This is a genomic window from Paraburkholderia fungorum (genome assembly GCF_902833645.1).
GTDB lineage: Bacteria > Pseudomonadota > Gammaproteobacteria > Burkholderiales > Burkholderiaceae > Paraburkholderia > Paraburkholderia fungorum.
Genome location: NZ_CADFGE010000020.1, coordinates 1 through 14,769, shown reverse-complemented (window position 1 = coordinate 14,769; position 14,769 = coordinate 1). Strand labels below are relative to the sequence as shown.

The window sequence follows — 14,769 nt, the reverse complement described above, 5'->3', positions numbered from 1 at the left end:
ATGCTTGCCTATATTCTCAGACGATTGCTGTTGATGGTGCCGACTTTGCTCGGCGTGGTCACGCTGACTTTTGTCGTCACGCAGTTCGTGCCGGGTGGGCCGGTCGAACAGGTGATGACGCAACTCCGCCACGGCGCTGGCCGTGGCGGAGAGGCGGGGGCGGGGGGCGGCGGCTATCACGGCAGCCAGGGTGTCGATCCGCAGCAGATCGAGCAGATCAAGAAGCAGTTCGGCTTCGACAAACCGCCGCTCGAGCGTTACGTCCTGATGCTCAAGCGGTACGCGAGTTTCGATCTCGGCCGGTCCTATTATCAGCACGATAGCGTCTGGGACGTCATCAAATCGAAATTGCCGGTGTCGATCACGCTCGGCTTATGGACCGTGATGCTCACGTACCTGATATCGGTGCCCTTAGGCATTGCGAAAGCAGTGCGCAACGGCTCGCGCTTCGATACGGTAACCAGCGTCCTGGTGCTGGCCGGCTATGCGATTCCAGGTTTCGTGCTCGGCGTGCTGTTGCTGATGCTGTTCGGCGGCGGCACCTTCTGGCAGGTGTTTCCGATGCGCGGCCTGACTTCGGACAATTTCAACGATCTCAGTACTTTCGGCAAGCTGCTCGATTATCTGTGGCACATCGTGCTGCCGGTCACGGCTTCGGTGGTCGGCAACTTCGCGATCGTTACGATCCTGACCAAGAATACCTTCCTCGAGGAAATCGGACGTCAATACGTTCTGACCGCGCGCGCGAAGGGTGCGCCGGAACGCGATGTGCTGTGGAAACACGTGCTGCGCAACGCGGCGATTCCGTTGCTGACCGGCTTGCCGGCCGCCTTTGTAGGGGCCTTCCTGAACGGCAATCTGTTGATCGAAACCCTGTTCTCGCTGGACGGCATGGGTCAACTTTCGTATGACTCGGTGATTCGCCGTGACTATCCGGTCGTGCTCGGCTCGCTGTTCCTGTTCACGCTGATCGCTCTCATAACCAAACTCATTGCTGACGTCTGCTATGTCCTCGTCGACCCCCGCATCCAATTCAACCGCCTGGACCGCTGATCTGTCCGGCGCGGCGCACGTGGCGTCGCCGTCTCCCTGGCGGCGCACATGGTGGCGCTTCAAGCAGCAGCGGCTTGGTTACTGGAGTCTCGTGATCTTCGTATCGCTGTTCATTATCAGTCTTCTGGGGGAGGTGCTGTCCAACGATCGTCCGTTGATTGTCCGTTATGACGGGCACTACTATTTCCCTATCGTAAAGGACTATTCGGAGAAGATCTTCGGCGGCGATTTTCCCGCCCGTGCGAATTACCTCGATCCGTATATCCGTTCGCGGCTCGAATCGAACGGCAACTTTGCGCTCTATCCGCCAAATCATTTCCACTACGACACGATCGACTACTTCGCGGCCCATCCGTATCCGGCGCCGCCCACGCGGAGCAACTGGCTCGGCACGGATCAGTACGGCCGTGATGTGCTTGCACGGCTGCTGTATGGTTTCCGGCTCTCGGTGCTGATGGCGCTCGCGCTCACGGTTTCCGGCGTCCTGATCGGCGTATTGACCGGCGCGGTGCAGGGTTTTTATGGCGGACGCACCGACCTGATCGGTCAGCGTCTGATCGAAATATGGAGCTCGATGCCTGACCTGTATCTGCTGATCATCTTCGCGTCGATCTTGGAGCCGACGCTATGGCTGCTCTTTATTCTTCTGTCGATGTTCGGCTGGCTCGTGCTGTCCGATTACGTACGCGCCGAGTTTCTGCGCAACCGTTCGCTGGACTATGTGAAGGCGGCACGCACCATGGGCCTCTCGAACTGGCAAATCATGTGGCGCCATGTACTGCCAAACAGCCTGACCCCAGTGATTACGTTTCTGCCGTTTCGCATGAGCGCGGCGATCCTGTCGCTGACCAGTCTCGACTTCCTCGGGCTGGGTGTGCCGCCGCCCACGCCGAGCCTGGGCGAATTGCTTCAGGAAGGCAAGAACAATCTCGACGCCTGGTGGATTTCGATTTCGGCTTTCGCCGCGCTGGTGATTACATTGCTGCTATTGACCTTTATGGGTGACGCACTGCGCAATGCGCTCGACACGCGCAAGCGCGGTTCTGCCTTCGGTGGAGGTCCGCGATGAGCGAAGCCAAAGCCAAGCGGTCGTTGCTCGAGATTGACCGCTTCTCGGTGCGCTTCGGCGACAAGATTGCGGTGAACGAACTCAGCCTGTCGATCGCGAGGGGCGAGCGCGTCGCGCTTGTCGGCGAATCGGGTTCCGGCAAGAGCGTCACCGCGTTGTCTATCTTGCGACTCGTCGAGCATGCGGAGCTAAGCGGCCGCATGCTGCTGGACGGCGAAGATCTGCTGCAGAAAACCGAGCAGCAGATGCGTGGCCTGCGCGGTGCCGACGTGGCCATGGTGTTTCAGGAACCGATGACAGCGCTCAATCCGCTCTTCACGATCGGCAAACAGATCGCTGAAAGTTTGCGCCTGCATGAGGGCTTGCGGCCGAATGCGGCGCGCAAGCGCGGTATCGAGTTGCTCAGGCGCACGGGTATCCCTGAGCCGGAACGGCGCATCGACAGCTTTCCGCATCAACTGTCAGGTGGCCAGCGGCAGCGCGCGATGATCGCGATGGCGCTGGCATGCCGGCCACGCCTGCTGCTTGCCGACGAACCGACCACCGCGCTCGACGTCACCGTGCGTCAGCAGATCGTCGACCTGTTGATCGGCTTGCAGGAACAGGAAGCAGCGGAGCGCGGTATGGCCGTGTTGCTGATCACACACGACCTGAATCTGGTGAAACGCTTCGCGCAGCGCGTCGCGGTGATGGAAAAGGGTGTGCTGGTCGAGACCAATACGACCGAGGCCTTATTCTCCAACCCACAGCATCCGTACACCCAGCGCCTGCTGGACAGCGTGCCGCAGCGCGCGGTGGCGCCGGTCGAGCCGGGTGCGCGGCGTTTGCTCGAGGTGCAGGGACTCGCGGTCGACTACAGCACGTCCGCGAAGGGTTGGCGTTCGCTGTTCGGGCGCTCCACGTTCCGGGCGGTGCACGAGGTCGACCTGAGCGTGCGGCGCGGCGAGACGCTGGGCATCGTCGGCGAATCCGGATCGGGTAAATCGACGCTGGCGGCAACCGTACTCGGCTTGCAGCGACCGGCGTCCGGTCATATTCATATCGACGGTTTGCCGCTGGCCTCGCTGAAAACCGCGCGTTCGCGCCGCGCGCTGTATTCGCGCATGCAGGTCGTGTTTCAGGACCCGTTTGGTTCGTTGTCGCCGCGCATGACGGTAGAGCAGATTGTCAGCGAAGGCCTGACCATGCATCAGCCCGACATGGACGCGAGGGCGCGGCGCGCCCGCGTGGGCGGTTTGCTGGAGGAAGTGGGCATGCCCGCGGACGCCATGCTGCGCTATCCGCACGAGTTTTCCGGCGGTCAGCGCCAGCGTATTGCGATTGCGCGCGCGTTGGCGGTCGAGCCGGAATTGCTGGTGCTCGATGAACCGACCAGTGCGCTCGATGTATCCATCCAGAAACAGGTGCTGAATCTGCTGACAAATCTGCAGAAAAAGTACAAGCTTAGTTATTTGTTCATTACGCACGATCTGGCGGTGATGCGAGCCATGGCGCATCGCGTGATCGTGATGAAGTCGGGACGCATCGTTGAAGCGGGCGACACCCTTGATGTGCTGCACGCGCCGTCGCATCCTTACACCCAGTCGTTGCTCGCGTCGTCGCTGATCGTGTCGCCGGCGGGTGCAATCGAGACTCCTACGGGAACTGCTAATGATTGACGAACGTTGGGCGCAAGCCGCCCGATCGCTTGGAAGCCGCGCGGCATTCTGGTCGCTGCGCATTGTCGACGAACAGATCGACGACCACGAAATTCGCAACGACATCGCGCAACCCATGCGGACAGTGCGCGATCGTGGCGCAATGCTGATCGCGTGGGTGGGCGCGGGGGCAGGCTATGCGGCCACCGCGAATCTGAGCGCCGCCGGTTTGCAGCAAGCGCTGGATCTCGCCACGGCCCGCGCGGAGGCGAGCGCGGCTCTGTCGTTGATCGACCATCGCGAGGTGGCGCGCCCGGCCGTGAGCGGCCACTATGTGTCGCCGAATGCGCAGCATGCGTTGCCGAGCCGCGCCGAGTGGCTGGAGCGCCTCAGCGTGGAATGCGCGGGTGCGAATCTCGATGCGCGCATTGTGGAGCGTGTCGCCGCTGTGCAGATCACGCATACCGATCAGCTCTACATCACCAGCGACGGCGTGCGGATCGATCAGCGGTTCCAGTTCGTGATGCCGCAATTGAGCGTGGCCGCCCACGCGAACGGCGATACACAGGTGCGTACCCTCGGCGGCAACTACGGCACGCTTGGACAGGGCGGCATGGAAGTGCTGGCGCGTTTCGGCTTCGACGGTTCGGGTGCGCGTGTCGCCAATGAAGCGCTGCAATTGCTGGCCGCGCCGAATTGCCCATCGGGCAAGCGCGATTTGCTGCTTATGCCCGATCAGATGATGTTGCAGATTCACGAATCGATCGGCCATCCGCTCGAGCTCGATCGTATTCTCGGCGACGAGCGCAATTTTGCCGGCTGGAGCTTCGTCAAGAAGGAGATGTTTGGCTCGTACCGCTACGGTTCGGAACTGCTGAACGTGACCTTCGATCCGGATTTGCGCGAAGAAGCCGCCGCATACGCCTTCGACGACGACGGCACTGAAGCGACAAAACAGTATCTGATCCGCGACGGCGTGCTCGAACGTCCGCTCGGCGGCGAGCTTTCGCAGCAACGCGCGCGTATGGCGGGCGTGGCGAATTCGCGTGCCTCGAACTGGAACCGGCCGCCGATCGACCGGATGGCGAATCTGAACATCGAACCCGGCGAGCATTCGCTCGAGCAGATGATCGGCAACATCGAACACGGTATTCTGATGCGCACCAACACGTCCTGGTCGATCGACGACCATCGCAACAAATTCCAGTTCGGCTGCGAGTTCGGTCAGCTGATCGAAAACGGCAAGCTCACCCAGGTCGTCAAACAGCCGAATTACCGCGGTATTTCGGCGAATTTCTGGCGTAGCCTGAGCGCGGTGGGCAATGCGCAGACGCGCGAGGTGTACGGCACGTCCATGTGCGGCAAGGGCGAACCGGCGCAGATCATTCGCGTCGGCCACGCGTCGCCGGCGTGCGTGTTCAGCAACATCGACGTGTTCGGAGGCGCCTGATGAGCCAGTTCATTGCCTCGCGCACCGCTGCATCGGTCGACTGGCAGCAGCATTTCACCGCGCTGGCCGACGCGATCGAGCGCCTCCAGCAGGGCTCGGAAACCACGCTGAGTTCATTTGCCGGCGAGCAGTCCGACTTCATCCGTTTCAACCTGGGCCGGGTTCGGCAGATCGGCAGCGTGTCGCAAGGCAAGCTGACCTTGCGCCTGATCGACGGCGCCCGCCAGGCCTACTCGACGCTGACAATCTGCGGCGATCTGCAACAGGATCTGGACGATGTGGGCGCGGCGCTCGCCACCTTGCGCGAAGGTCTGCGTGGTGCGGCGGATGACCCGCATCTGCTGATCGATACCACGCAATGGGCGCGCACCACCCAACGTTCGGGCAAGCTGCCGGAGCCGGCTGGCTTGTTGCGTATCGTCTCCGAATGCGCGCAAGGGCTGGATTTCGTGGGTTTTTACGCGGGCGGCACGATCGTGCGGGGCTTTGCGTCCACGGGCGGCAGCCGCGGCTGGTACGAAGTCGATAACTTTAATTTCAGCTGGTCGCTGTACGACCCGAGCGGTCGCGCGATCAAAACGACTTACGCCGGCGACGACTGGAGCGACGCGGTTTTCGCCCGCAAGGTTGAGCAGGCCGCGGCGCGTCTATCCGTGCTCGCGCGCACGCCGCGCACCTTGGCGCCGGGGCGTTATCGCTCGTATCTGGCGCCTGAAGCGCTGGCCGAACTGCTCGGCGTGACCGCTTGGAGCGGATTCTCCGCGCGCGCCCAGGCGAGTTCGCGCAGCGAGTTGTACAAGCTGCATGTGGGAGAAATCGTAGTCGACCCGCGCGTTACGATCAGCGAAGATCTGAATCTCGGCATTACACCCGGCTTCAACGACGACGGCTATCTGCGCGAAAGCGTCCCGCTGATCCAGGCCGGCCGCAGCGCCGAACGCCTCACCAATGCCCGCAGCGCGCGCGAGTACGGCCTGACGCCTAACGGTGCGCTGGCGGGCGAGTCGCCGGCTGCGCTCTCGATGCAAGCAGGCGATCTGCGGGAAGAAGACGTGCTGGAGAAACTCGATACAGGTCTCTACATTGGCAATCTGTGGTACGTGAATTTCTCCGACCGGATGAATTGCCGCCTGACTGGCATGACGCGTTTCGCGACCTTCTGGGTCGAGAACGGGCAGATCGTTGCGCCGCTGGATGCCATGCGTTTCGACGACAGCTTGTATCGCCTGCTCGGCAGCGAACTCGAAGAACTCGGCTCGCAGGCGCAATTGCTATTGAGCGATTCGACGTGGGGCGAGCGCGCTACGGGCGGCATGCAATTGCCCGGCATCCTGGCGAGGTCATTCGAATTGACGTTATGAGCCTATGAATCAAGACATAAGAACAAAATCCAGTTCAGGGGGCTTACCCGAGGGTCTGAAGCTGCGCGCATTGCGCGTTTCCGACGCGGAACAATTCCATGCCATGTGGGAGTCGCCGGTCGTGGCGAACGGCAATCCGCACGTACCGTTTCAGACGCTTGCGAGCACGCGCGAATACCTCGAAAAACTCGCGCCCCCCGAGATCGCGATCGCGGCGACGGTTGGCGATACCCTGGCAGGTGCAGCGGAGCTCACGCCTTTCAAGGGGCGCCGCGCGCATGCCGCGTCGATCGGCCTTAGTGTCCACGACGCGTGGCATCGGCGTGGCATCGGCTCTGCGCTGATGGGCGAACTACTCGATCTGGCCGACAACTGGCTCGGTCTGCGCCGTCTCGAGTTGCATGTCTTCGCCGACAACCATGCGGCGCTCGCGCTCTATCGCAAGTTCGGCTTCGAGATCGAAGCGCATCAGCGAGGTGCGGTGTTGCGCCGTGGCGTACTGATCGACTGGTATCTCATGGCGCGGCTGCGCGAGGCGCCGCCATGGATGTCGACGCCACCGGCCGCCCACATCGAGCCGGCAGCCGCCAGCGTCGCAGCGGAATAGGACTATGAAAGAAGAAACGGTGCAGCACGGCGCCATGTTCGACAATCGTATTACGATTCGCGCACTCGAATCGTCCGATATGGACGCGTTCGCCGATATCATGAGCTTGCCTGGCGTGCGGCGCGGCACGTTGTCGGTTGGCTACCGCAGCGCCGAGCAACTCAAGACATGGTACGAGCAGCGCCTCAAAGACGGGGTGAACGTGTGCGCGACGATTGGCGGGCAGATGGTCGGCCACGCAAGTCTGGAGCTCCAGCGGCCCAGCCGTGCGCATTGCGCACACTTAGGATTGGCGGTGCATGACGCGTATCATGGACGCGGCGTCGGCTCGGCGCTTCTGGAGGGGCTGACCGATTGCGCGGACGCATCGCTCGGTTTGCGCCGCATCGACCTCACGGTGTTTCTCGACAACGCGCCGGCAATCGCGCTGTATCGCAAGTTCGGCTTTGTCGAAGAAGGCCGCTCGCGCGGTTTTGCGATGCGCGACGGCATACTGGCCGACGTGCTGCATATGGCCCGCCTGGTTGACGCGCCGCGCCTCCAGTCAATCTGAACGGACTATTGCGTGCCATTTTTTTTCATCGACCGCCCGGTCTTCGCATGGATAGTTGCGCTCGCTATTGTGGTAGCGGGCGCGCTTGCCATTCCGCAATTGCCGGTGGCGCAGTATCCGCGTCTTGCACCGCCGCGCATCGTGATCAGCGCCACCTATCCGGGCGCCGCCACGGAGGTGGTCGATGCCAACGTCGGCAGCATCATCGAGGAAAGTCTCGATGGCGCCGACAATATGCTGTACTACCAAACAACCAGCGACAATCTCGGCAATCTGGAGATCGACGCGACCTTTGCACCGGGCACCAACCCGGATCTCGCGCTGGTCGACATCCAGAACCGTCTCAAGCAGGTCGAGCCGCGCTTGCCGCAGCAGGTCGTGCAGCAGGGCATTAGCGTATTCAAGGCGGCCAATACGTTCCTGATGCTGGTCGCGCTGACATCGACGGACGGCTCGCGCGATTCCGTGCAATTGAGCGATTACCTGAGCCGCTACGTCTTGCGCGAACTGAAGCGCGCGCCGGGTGTGGGCGCGGCCGAGTTGTGGGACGCCGACGAAGCACTGCGCATCTGGCTCGATCCGATGAAGCTGCGCGAATACGGGCTCGGCGCCGCCGAAGTCAACGCCGCGATCGCCGCGCAGAATGCCACGGTAACGGCAGGCACGCTGGGCGACGCGCCGTTCGTTCCGGGGCAGCAATTGACCGCCTCGGTGAGCGTGAAGGGGCAACTGATCTCGCCCGCCGAGTTCGGACAGATCGTGCTCAAGGCATTGCCCGACGGCTCGGCCGTGCGCTTGCGGGACGTCGCGCGGGTCGAACTCGGGCGCGACAATTACTCCTACTATTCCCGCCTGAACGGCAAGGCCGCAGCCACCGTGGGTATTCAACTCGGGCCGCGCGGCAATGCGCTCGAGACGTCCAACGCGATCCGCGCACGGCTGGCTGAACTTTCGAAAACCTTGCCGCCTGGCGTGGCGGTCGAAATCCCGTTCGACAACGCCCATTTCGTGCAGATCGCGATTCGTGAAGTGCTGGTCACGCTGGCGGAAGCGGTGGTGCTGGTGTTCTTCGTGATGTGGCTGTTCCTGCGCGATCTGCGCTACACGCTGGTGCCGACGGTGGTGATTCCGGTCACGCTGATGGGCGCGTTTCTCGCGATTTACGTGTGCGGCCTGTCGATCAATGTGTTCACGATGTTCGGCCTTGTGCTTGCCATCGGCATCCTCGTCGACGATGCGATCGTGGTGGTGGAAAGCGTGCATCGCGTGATGGAAGAAGAAGGCTTGCCGCCGCGCGAGGCGACCCGTAAGGCGATGTCGCAAATCGGCGGTGCGATCGTCGGCGTGACCGCGGTGCTGACTGCCGTGTTCGTGCCGATGGCATTCTTTCCAGGCGGTGTCGGCGGTATTTACCGGCAATTCGCTGTGTCGATGATCGCCTCGATGCTGGTGTCGTCTTTCATGGCTTTGTCGCTGACGCCCGCGCTATGCGCGAACCTGCTGAAAGCGCACAAGCATCCGGTGAGTGAGCGCGATGCCCGCCGCGGCCCGCTCGGTTTCGCGGCGCGCGCGGCGAGTCATTTCACCGCCGGTTTCGATCGCGCCGCAAGCGGCTATCGTGGGCTGACCGCGAGAACGCTGCGCCGAATCGGACCGATGCTGGCCATTTATGCCGTGCTGGTCGGCGTATGCGGCGTGCTGTACTGGCAAATGCCCGGCGGCTTTTTGCCGAGCGAAGACCAGGGCCAATTGCAGGTGATGGTGCAATTGCCGGCCGGTGCCACGCAGGCGCGTACGCTCGCCGTGGTCAAGCGGATGGAAGGCATCCTGCATATGGAGCCCGCGATTGCGCACGTCACCAGTGTGATCGGCTGGAGTTTTACCGGCAGCGGCCAGAACGTGGCCATGGGTTTCGTCGAAATGAAAGACTGGGGCAAGCGCGCCACCGATGCGATGGCGTTGCGCGATCGCTTGAACGAGAAGTTCGACAAGATTCTCGACGGCGACGTTGAGGCGCAATTGCCGCCTTCCGTGCCGGGTCTCGGGCATTCGGACGGCTTCGTGTTCCGGCTCGAAGATCGCGGTGGAGTCGGGCTGGACGCGTTGAAGGCCGCACGCGAGCAACTATTCGCGCAGGCAAAGGCGAGCCCCGTGCTGGCATCGGTGCATTCCGAGGACTTGCCGGATGCGCCGCGTGTCGAGCTGATTATCGACCGCGCGAAAGCGTACGCGCTCGGCGTGTCGTTCGATCGTATCTCCGACGTGCTGGGCAGCACCTTCGGCTCGACCTATATCGACGACTTTCCTGCCGGTGGCCGCATGCGCCGGGTGATGATCTCCGCCGACGCCGCCACCCGCATGACCGAAGACGATCTGATGGCGCTCTCCGTGCCGAACTCGACGGGCGGCATGGTGCCGCTGTCAGCGATTGCGTCGCGCCATTGGTCCATTGGACCTGTGATGCTGAGCCGCTACAACGGCTATCCGTCGCTCGACGTGAGCGGTCACGCGGCGCCTGGCTACAGTTCGGGCGCGGCGATGGCGGAAATGGAGCGGCTCGCGGCTTCGCTGCCACTCGGCGTTTCGTACGACTGGGTCGACGCGGCGCGTGAAGAAACCGCGGCGGCGCGGCTTACCCCGTTGCTGATCGGCTTGTCGATGCTGGCCGTGTTCATGGCGCTGGCTGCGCTGTACGAAAGCTGGACGATCCCGCTTGCCGTGCTGATGGTCGTGCCGCTCGGCGTGATCGGCGCGGTTGCCGCCGTGCTGCTGCGTGGCATGCCGAACGATGTGTACTTCAAGGTCGGCATGATTACCGTAATCGGTCTCGCGGCGAAAAACGCGATTCTGATCGTGCAGTTCGCGCGCGACCTGTATGGCCAGGGGCTGCCGTTGACGCGTGCTGTCACCGAAGCGGCCGCGGCGCGCTTCCGGCCGATTGTGATGACCTCGGCGGCGTTCCTGCTGGGCGTCGTGCCGCTCGTGGTGTCGAGCGGGGCGGGTGCCGAAAGCCGCCGCTCGATCGGCACCGGGGTATTTGGCGGGGTGCTGGCGGCCACGCTGTTCGGCCTCGTGTTCGCGCCGGTCGCGTTTCATGCGGTTGCCTCGCTAACCTATAGCAGGCGGCGGCTCGCAGAGCTGCGCCGCAAGCGTAACGAGCGGCGCGCCCAGCGGGCGGCGAGCGAAAGCGGTCAGTTGACCAACGGCCGATGACGTGACGGCGATCGTGCGGCGCTTCGGCGCCGCGCCGTCGTCGGCGTCGAGCGCAGCGTTCAGCCAGCCGGTTGATTCGCTGCTGCGGGCGCTGCACCGCCCGGCATTTGCGTAGCGGTTGTGGACGCGTGCGCGACCGGCATGCAGTCCGCGCGATATTCGGCTTGCAGCTTTTGCTCCGCCTCGTCCAGATCGCTCGGATATTCGTCGTCGTCGTCGCTCGGGCTGTAGCCGACTGCTTCCAGTTCACTGAGCTCGTTCATCAACTGCTTATGGGTGACTTCGGTCTTGAGCTGTTTGAACGGGTAGTCGTTGCATTGCTGCTGCGTGAGACCCGGCGCGGCCATTGCGGACGCGCTGCCGATCAGCAGAAGGGTAGTGACGAGTGTTCTGGTTGCGAGCTTCATGTTCATACCATCACGATAAGGTTCGAGTCGGACCGCAAAAGAAAGTAGCGGGATGGCAGTAGGCTAGTCGAGGCGGCCTACCGAAGCAGCGTCGGCAAAATGAAATATGTTTTATCGTTCTGCAGCCCGTTTCCTGCCGCCTTGCGGCGAACTTAAATTTTTCTTCATGAAGCGGATGTTCATCCGCCATGCGCACGCGCGTAGCCTGCAGGCAGGCACCGGACAAAGCGGCGACACCCGTCGAATCGCACGCCCGTACTCTGAACGCGCAAGCCGAATATGGCATCATGTCTTCCTACTGATAACCAGTCGCGCCCGCCGCTTGCATCGGTTGAGCTGGCGGCGCATGCAATGATCATGTCGCGAGTACTGACGATCGAAGATGATGAAATTACCGCGAATGAAATTGTCGGGGAGCTGAAAAGTCGCGGCTTCACCGTGGATTGGGTGGCTAACGGCCGCGACGGCATGGCGCGCGCGATCAGCGAGGAGTACGACGTGATCACGCTCGACCGCATGCTGCCGGGCGTGGATGGTCTCACGATCCTGACCACCATGCGCAGTATCGGCATTCAAACGCCGGTGCTGATGCTAAGCGCGCTGGGCGATGTGGACGAACGGGTGCGCGGGCTGCGCGCTGGCGGCGACGATTATCTGACCAAGCCGTTCGACCCCGAGGAAATGACCGCGCGTCTCGAAGTTTTGCTGCGTCGCAGTCAAATGCCGGCTACGCCGCTCGAAACGCATCTGCGGGTCGGTCCGCTTGAACTCGATCTGATTTCCCGCAAGGTGCAGCGCGACGGCGAAGAGATCGTCCTGCTGCCCACAGAGTATCGCGTGCTCGAATTCATGATGCGGCATGCCGGACAGACCATCACGCGCACCATGCTGTTCGAGGCGGTGTGGGGCTACCACTTCGACCCGGGCACCAATCTGATCGACGTGCACATGGGCCGCCTGCGCAAGAAAATCGACCCACCCGGCGTGACGCCGATGATCCAGACCGTGCGCGGCTCGGGTTATATCCTCGCATGAGCAGACCATTTTGATGGACACAACCTTCCCGGCTCAATCTGCGCTCGGGCGGCGCTGGCATTCCACCACCTTTCGCCTGCTATCGGTCTACGCGGTTATCTTTTCGCTTTCGGTGATGCTGTTGCTGGGCTACATCGGCTGGGCCGTGACTGGCGATATGGAGCGCGAGACCGATGTCGTAATGGACTGGCAACTGGTCTACTTCGATTCGGTGCCTGATGCCGGCCTCGCGGACGCGATTCATCGGCGTATCGAACACGAGCGTATGCATACGAATTACTACGGCCTGTTCGCGGCCGACGGCCAACTGCTGGCCGGCGATCTTCTCTCGTATCCGACGCAGCTTCCCACCAACCGCACCGGCAAGACGCTCGATCTCGCGCTCGCGAAGGGACGCAACGAGCAGGTGCCGGTGGTCCGCGCGATGGCCGAGCGGCGCAAGGACGGATCGACGCTCGTGATCGGCCGCGATCTGACGCATATTCTGCGGATTCGCGAGACCATCATCAACGCGCTGGTGGGCGGCGGCATCGTGTGCCTGCTCGCAGGCGTGGCGGGTGGACTCGCACTGAGCGTGCGGCAGATGCGCCGCCTGAAAGCGATCCGGCGCGTCACGCAGCGTATTGCTCAGGGCGATCTTGCGCAACGCCTGCCGATCGGCGGACGCGACGAAGTAGATATGCTCGCGCATCTGGTGAACCATATGCTCGCGGAAGTCGAGCGTCTCATGAATGAAGTGAAGGGCGCGTGCGACGGTATCGCGCATGATTTGCGTACGCCGCTCGCGCATGTGCGAACCTTGCTCGCGCATGCGGCGGAGCATACCGACTCGCTTGACGATCCTGCGCTATCGCAATTGGTGGAACGTGCGCGCATGGAGACCGATGCCTTGCTCGACCGGTTTCGCGCGATGTTGCGTATCTCCGAGATTGGCACGCTGCAGCGTCGCGGTGGATTCGGCGAGGTGCAACTGGAGACGCTGGTGCAGGAAGTGGGTGAACTCTACGAGCCGCTCGCCGAGAGCCGCCTGATTCAGTTGTCCGTGCATGCGCAACCGGTCGACGCGATTCATGGCGATCGCGCGTTGCTGTTCGAAGCGTTGAGCAATCTGATGGACAACGCGATCAAGTTCACGCCGGAGGGTGGTGCGGTACGTATGGAGCTTCGGCAGACTTCAGCGGGGCCGCAGGTGGATATTGTCGATAACGGGCCGGGGATTGCCGCGGACGAGCGCGATGCGGTCCTGCAGCGGTTTTATCGCGGGGAGAGTACGCGGCACCTGGCCGGCTCGGGGCTCGGTTTAAGCATTGTTTCGGCGGTGATGCGGGTGCATGACTTCACGATGAAGATCGGCAATGCGCAGCCTGGCGCGAGGATCTCCATCGAATGCTGGTCGAGGACGCTGGCATGAGCTTATGCGTTTTTTTTATCCTGACAGGGTGGTGAATGCGCATTCTGTTCGTTGGGCCTTCTCATCCGGAAGCGGCATGGCTTTTCAAGGCGCTGCAGGAGAGCGCTCATAGTTTGCAGCGAGCCGATGATCTGCGGGATGGGGTTTTTCTTGCATCGCAGGAACCGTTCGACGCGATTGTTCTGATGGTGCTCGAGGTGGGGTTTTATTCTTCCTTGCAGGGGTTCATTGGGGAGTTTGCTGCTGCCGGGAGTGGTGCTGCGATTGTTGCGGTGCTGGGGGCTGCTACGGCGCAGGATCGCACCAGGACTTTGCGGGCCGGCGCGGATGCGTGTTTTTGCCAGCCTTATTCGTTTATCGAAATGCACGAGAGGATGGCTGCATTGCAGCGAGTCGGGTGCGCGCGGGGCGCCGGTTTTTTTTCTGCTACGGCGTCTGCTGGTTCTGCTGCTTCTGCTTCTGTTTTGCCTTCGTTTGGGGGGCCTTCTTTGGATGCGGCTACTCGCGAGTTGGTATGCGGCGGACGGCGGGTTGCCGTGACGCGGCGGGAGTTTTTGCTGCTTGAATGTTTGCTGAGGCAGATTAACGCGCCGGTGGCGAGGGATCAATTGATCCGGTATGCGTGGCCCGAGAAGGAGGATGTCGATCCTTCCAGTGTCAATCTGGTTGTTTCGAGGTTACGGCGGAAGCTTTCGGATGATGTGCCTCAGGTGAGGATTGAGACTGTTAGCCGGTTTGGGTATCAGGTGTCGGTTTTGTAGTGGTGGTTTTTTGCCTGTTCGGCGCTTTTTGTTGTTGATCTGGGGCTTTGGCCTTTCCTTGTTTTGTTAGTGGTCTATTAGCGTTGCCCCTGTGCGGGGCGGCACTTACTTTCTTTGCCGCCGCCCCCCCATGTCAGGCTAGTTGTCGCCTCACCCGAACCGATTGATGTAAAGATGGGGGGCGGACAGCGAATGGAAGATGAAACGTTATT

At 62.1% G+C, this 14,769-nt stretch carries 12 protein-coding genes; 11 read left to right on the top strand and 1 reads right to left on the bottom strand.

Annotation, left to right across the window (positions count from 1 at the left end):
• Genes HWX91_RS38880 through HWX91_RS38845 form a run of 8 tightly spaced genes read left to right on the top strand, consistent with a single transcriptional unit; the run spans window position 1 to window position 10,943 of the window.
• The gene (locus tag HWX91_RS38880; protein WP_102857326.1) at window positions 1-1,053 is read left to right on the top strand and encodes a microcin C ABC transporter permease YejB; all 1,053 of its coding nucleotides are present in this window, start codon (window positions 1-3) and stop codon (window positions 1,051-1,053) included.
• Window positions 1,007-2,122 carry an ABC transporter permease gene (locus tag HWX91_RS38875; protein ID WP_102857327.1) on the top strand — a complete coding sequence of 372 codons (1,116 nt, stop codon included), beginning with the start codon at window positions 1,007-1,009 and terminating at the stop codon, window positions 2,120-2,122. The genes HWX91_RS38880 and HWX91_RS38875 overlap by 47 nt, the downstream gene beginning before the upstream one ends.
• The gene (locus HWX91_RS38870) at window positions 2,119-3,780 is read left to right on the top strand and encodes an ABC transporter ATP-binding protein (RefSeq protein WP_102857328.1); all 1,662 of its coding nucleotides are present in this window, start codon (window positions 2,119-2,121) and stop codon (window positions 3,778-3,780) included. Before HWX91_RS38875 ends, HWX91_RS38870 begins: the two co-directional genes overlap by 4 nt.
• Entirely contained in the window at window positions 3,773-5,209 is a 1,437-nt protein-coding gene (locus tag HWX91_RS38865; protein WP_102857329.1) for a TldD/PmbA family protein, read from the top strand. Before HWX91_RS38870 ends, HWX91_RS38865 begins: the two co-directional genes overlap by 8 nt.
• Window positions 5,209-6,570, top strand: a complete 1,362-nt coding sequence (locus HWX91_RS38860; protein ID WP_102857330.1) for a TldD/PmbA family protein — start codon at window positions 5,209-5,211, stop codon at window positions 6,568-6,570. The genes HWX91_RS38865 and HWX91_RS38860 overlap by 1 nt, the downstream gene beginning before the upstream one ends.
• A gap of 4 nt (window positions 6,571-6,574) precedes the next feature.
• Window positions 6,575-7,177, top strand: coding sequence for a GNAT family N-acetyltransferase (locus HWX91_RS38855; RefSeq protein ID WP_028200686.1), 603 nt, complete (start codon window positions 6,575-6,577; stop codon window positions 7,175-7,177).
• A gap of 4 nt (window positions 7,178-7,181) precedes the next feature.
• Complete coding sequence (locus HWX91_RS38850; RefSeq protein WP_042277644.1) at window positions 7,182-7,730, top strand: GNAT family N-acetyltransferase; 549 nt, start codon at window positions 7,182-7,184, stop codon at window positions 7,728-7,730.
• Window positions 7,731-7,742: 12 nt separating this feature from the next.
• Window positions 7,743-10,943, top strand: coding sequence for a multidrug efflux RND transporter permease subunit (locus HWX91_RS38845; RefSeq protein WP_102857331.1), 3,201 nt, complete (start codon window positions 7,743-7,745; stop codon window positions 10,941-10,943).
• 59 nt (window positions 10,944-11,002) lie between these two features.
• On the opposite strand, the gene HWX91_RS38840 is transcribed toward HWX91_RS38845, so the two are convergent.
• Window positions 11,003-11,350: a DUF4148 domain-containing protein gene (locus tag HWX91_RS38840; RefSeq protein WP_102857477.1), complete on the bottom strand. Its 348-nt coding sequence runs from the start codon at window positions 11,348-11,350 to the stop codon at window positions 11,003-11,005.
• A gap of 357 nt (window positions 11,351-11,707) precedes the next feature.
• Here HWX91_RS38840 and HWX91_RS38835 point away from each other — a divergent pair, with 357 nt between their 5' ends.
• The 3 genes from HWX91_RS38835 to HWX91_RS38825 are packed head-to-tail and all read left to right on the top strand — an operon-like array spanning window position 11,708 to window position 14,557.
• Window positions 11,708-12,385: a response regulator transcription factor gene (locus HWX91_RS38835; RefSeq protein ID WP_030103422.1), complete on the top strand. Its 678-nt coding sequence runs from the start codon at window positions 11,708-11,710 to the stop codon at window positions 12,383-12,385.
• Window positions 12,386-12,398: 13 nt separating this feature from the next.
• Window positions 12,399-13,796, top strand: coding sequence for a HAMP domain-containing sensor histidine kinase (locus HWX91_RS38830; RefSeq protein ID WP_102857332.1), 1,398 nt, complete (start codon window positions 12,399-12,401; stop codon window positions 13,794-13,796).
• Between the two features lie 35 nt (window positions 13,797-13,831).
• On the top strand, window positions 13,832-14,557 hold the full coding sequence (locus HWX91_RS38825; protein ID WP_030103424.1) for a winged helix-turn-helix transcriptional regulator: 726 nt from the start codon (window positions 13,832-13,834) through the stop codon (window positions 14,555-14,557).
• Window positions 14,558-14,769 lie beyond the last annotated feature (212 nt).

Bases quoted from the DNA above. Each gene is read 5' to 3' on its own strand.
- HWX91_RS38880 (WP_102857326.1), top strand. From the start codon at position 1: ATGCTTGCCTATATTCTCAGACGATTGCTGTTGATGGTGCCGACTTTG.
- HWX91_RS38875 (WP_102857327.1), top strand. From the start codon at position 1,007: ATGTCCTCGTCGACCCCCGCATCCAATTCAACCGCCTGGACCGCTGAT.
- HWX91_RS38870 (WP_102857328.1), top strand. From the start codon at position 2,119: ATGAGCGAAGCCAAAGCCAAGCGGTCGTTGCTCGAGATTGACCGCTTC.
- HWX91_RS38865 (WP_102857329.1), top strand. From the start codon at position 3,773: ATGATTGACGAACGTTGGGCGCAAGCCGCCCGATCGCTTGGAAGCCGC.
- HWX91_RS38860 (WP_102857330.1), top strand. From the start codon at position 5,209: ATGAGCCAGTTCATTGCCTCGCGCACCGCTGCATCGGTCGACTGGCAG.
- HWX91_RS38855 (WP_028200686.1), top strand. From the start codon at position 6,575: ATGAATCAAGACATAAGAACAAAATCCAGTTCAGGGGGCTTACCCGAG.
- HWX91_RS38850 (WP_042277644.1), top strand. From the start codon at position 7,182: ATGAAAGAAGAAACGGTGCAGCACGGCGCCATGTTCGACAATCGTATT.
- HWX91_RS38840 (WP_102857477.1), bottom strand. From the start codon at position 11,350: ATGAAGCTCGCAACCAGAACACTCGTCACTACCCTTCTGCTGATCGGC.
- HWX91_RS38835 (WP_030103422.1), top strand. From the start codon at position 11,708: ATGTCGCGAGTACTGACGATCGAAGATGATGAAATTACCGCGAATGAA.
- HWX91_RS38830 (WP_102857332.1), top strand. From the start codon at position 12,399: ATGGACACAACCTTCCCGGCTCAATCTGCGCTCGGGCGGCGCTGGCAT.
- HWX91_RS38825 (WP_030103424.1), top strand. From the start codon at position 13,832: ATGCGCATTCTGTTCGTTGGGCCTTCTCATCCGGAAGCGGCATGGCTT.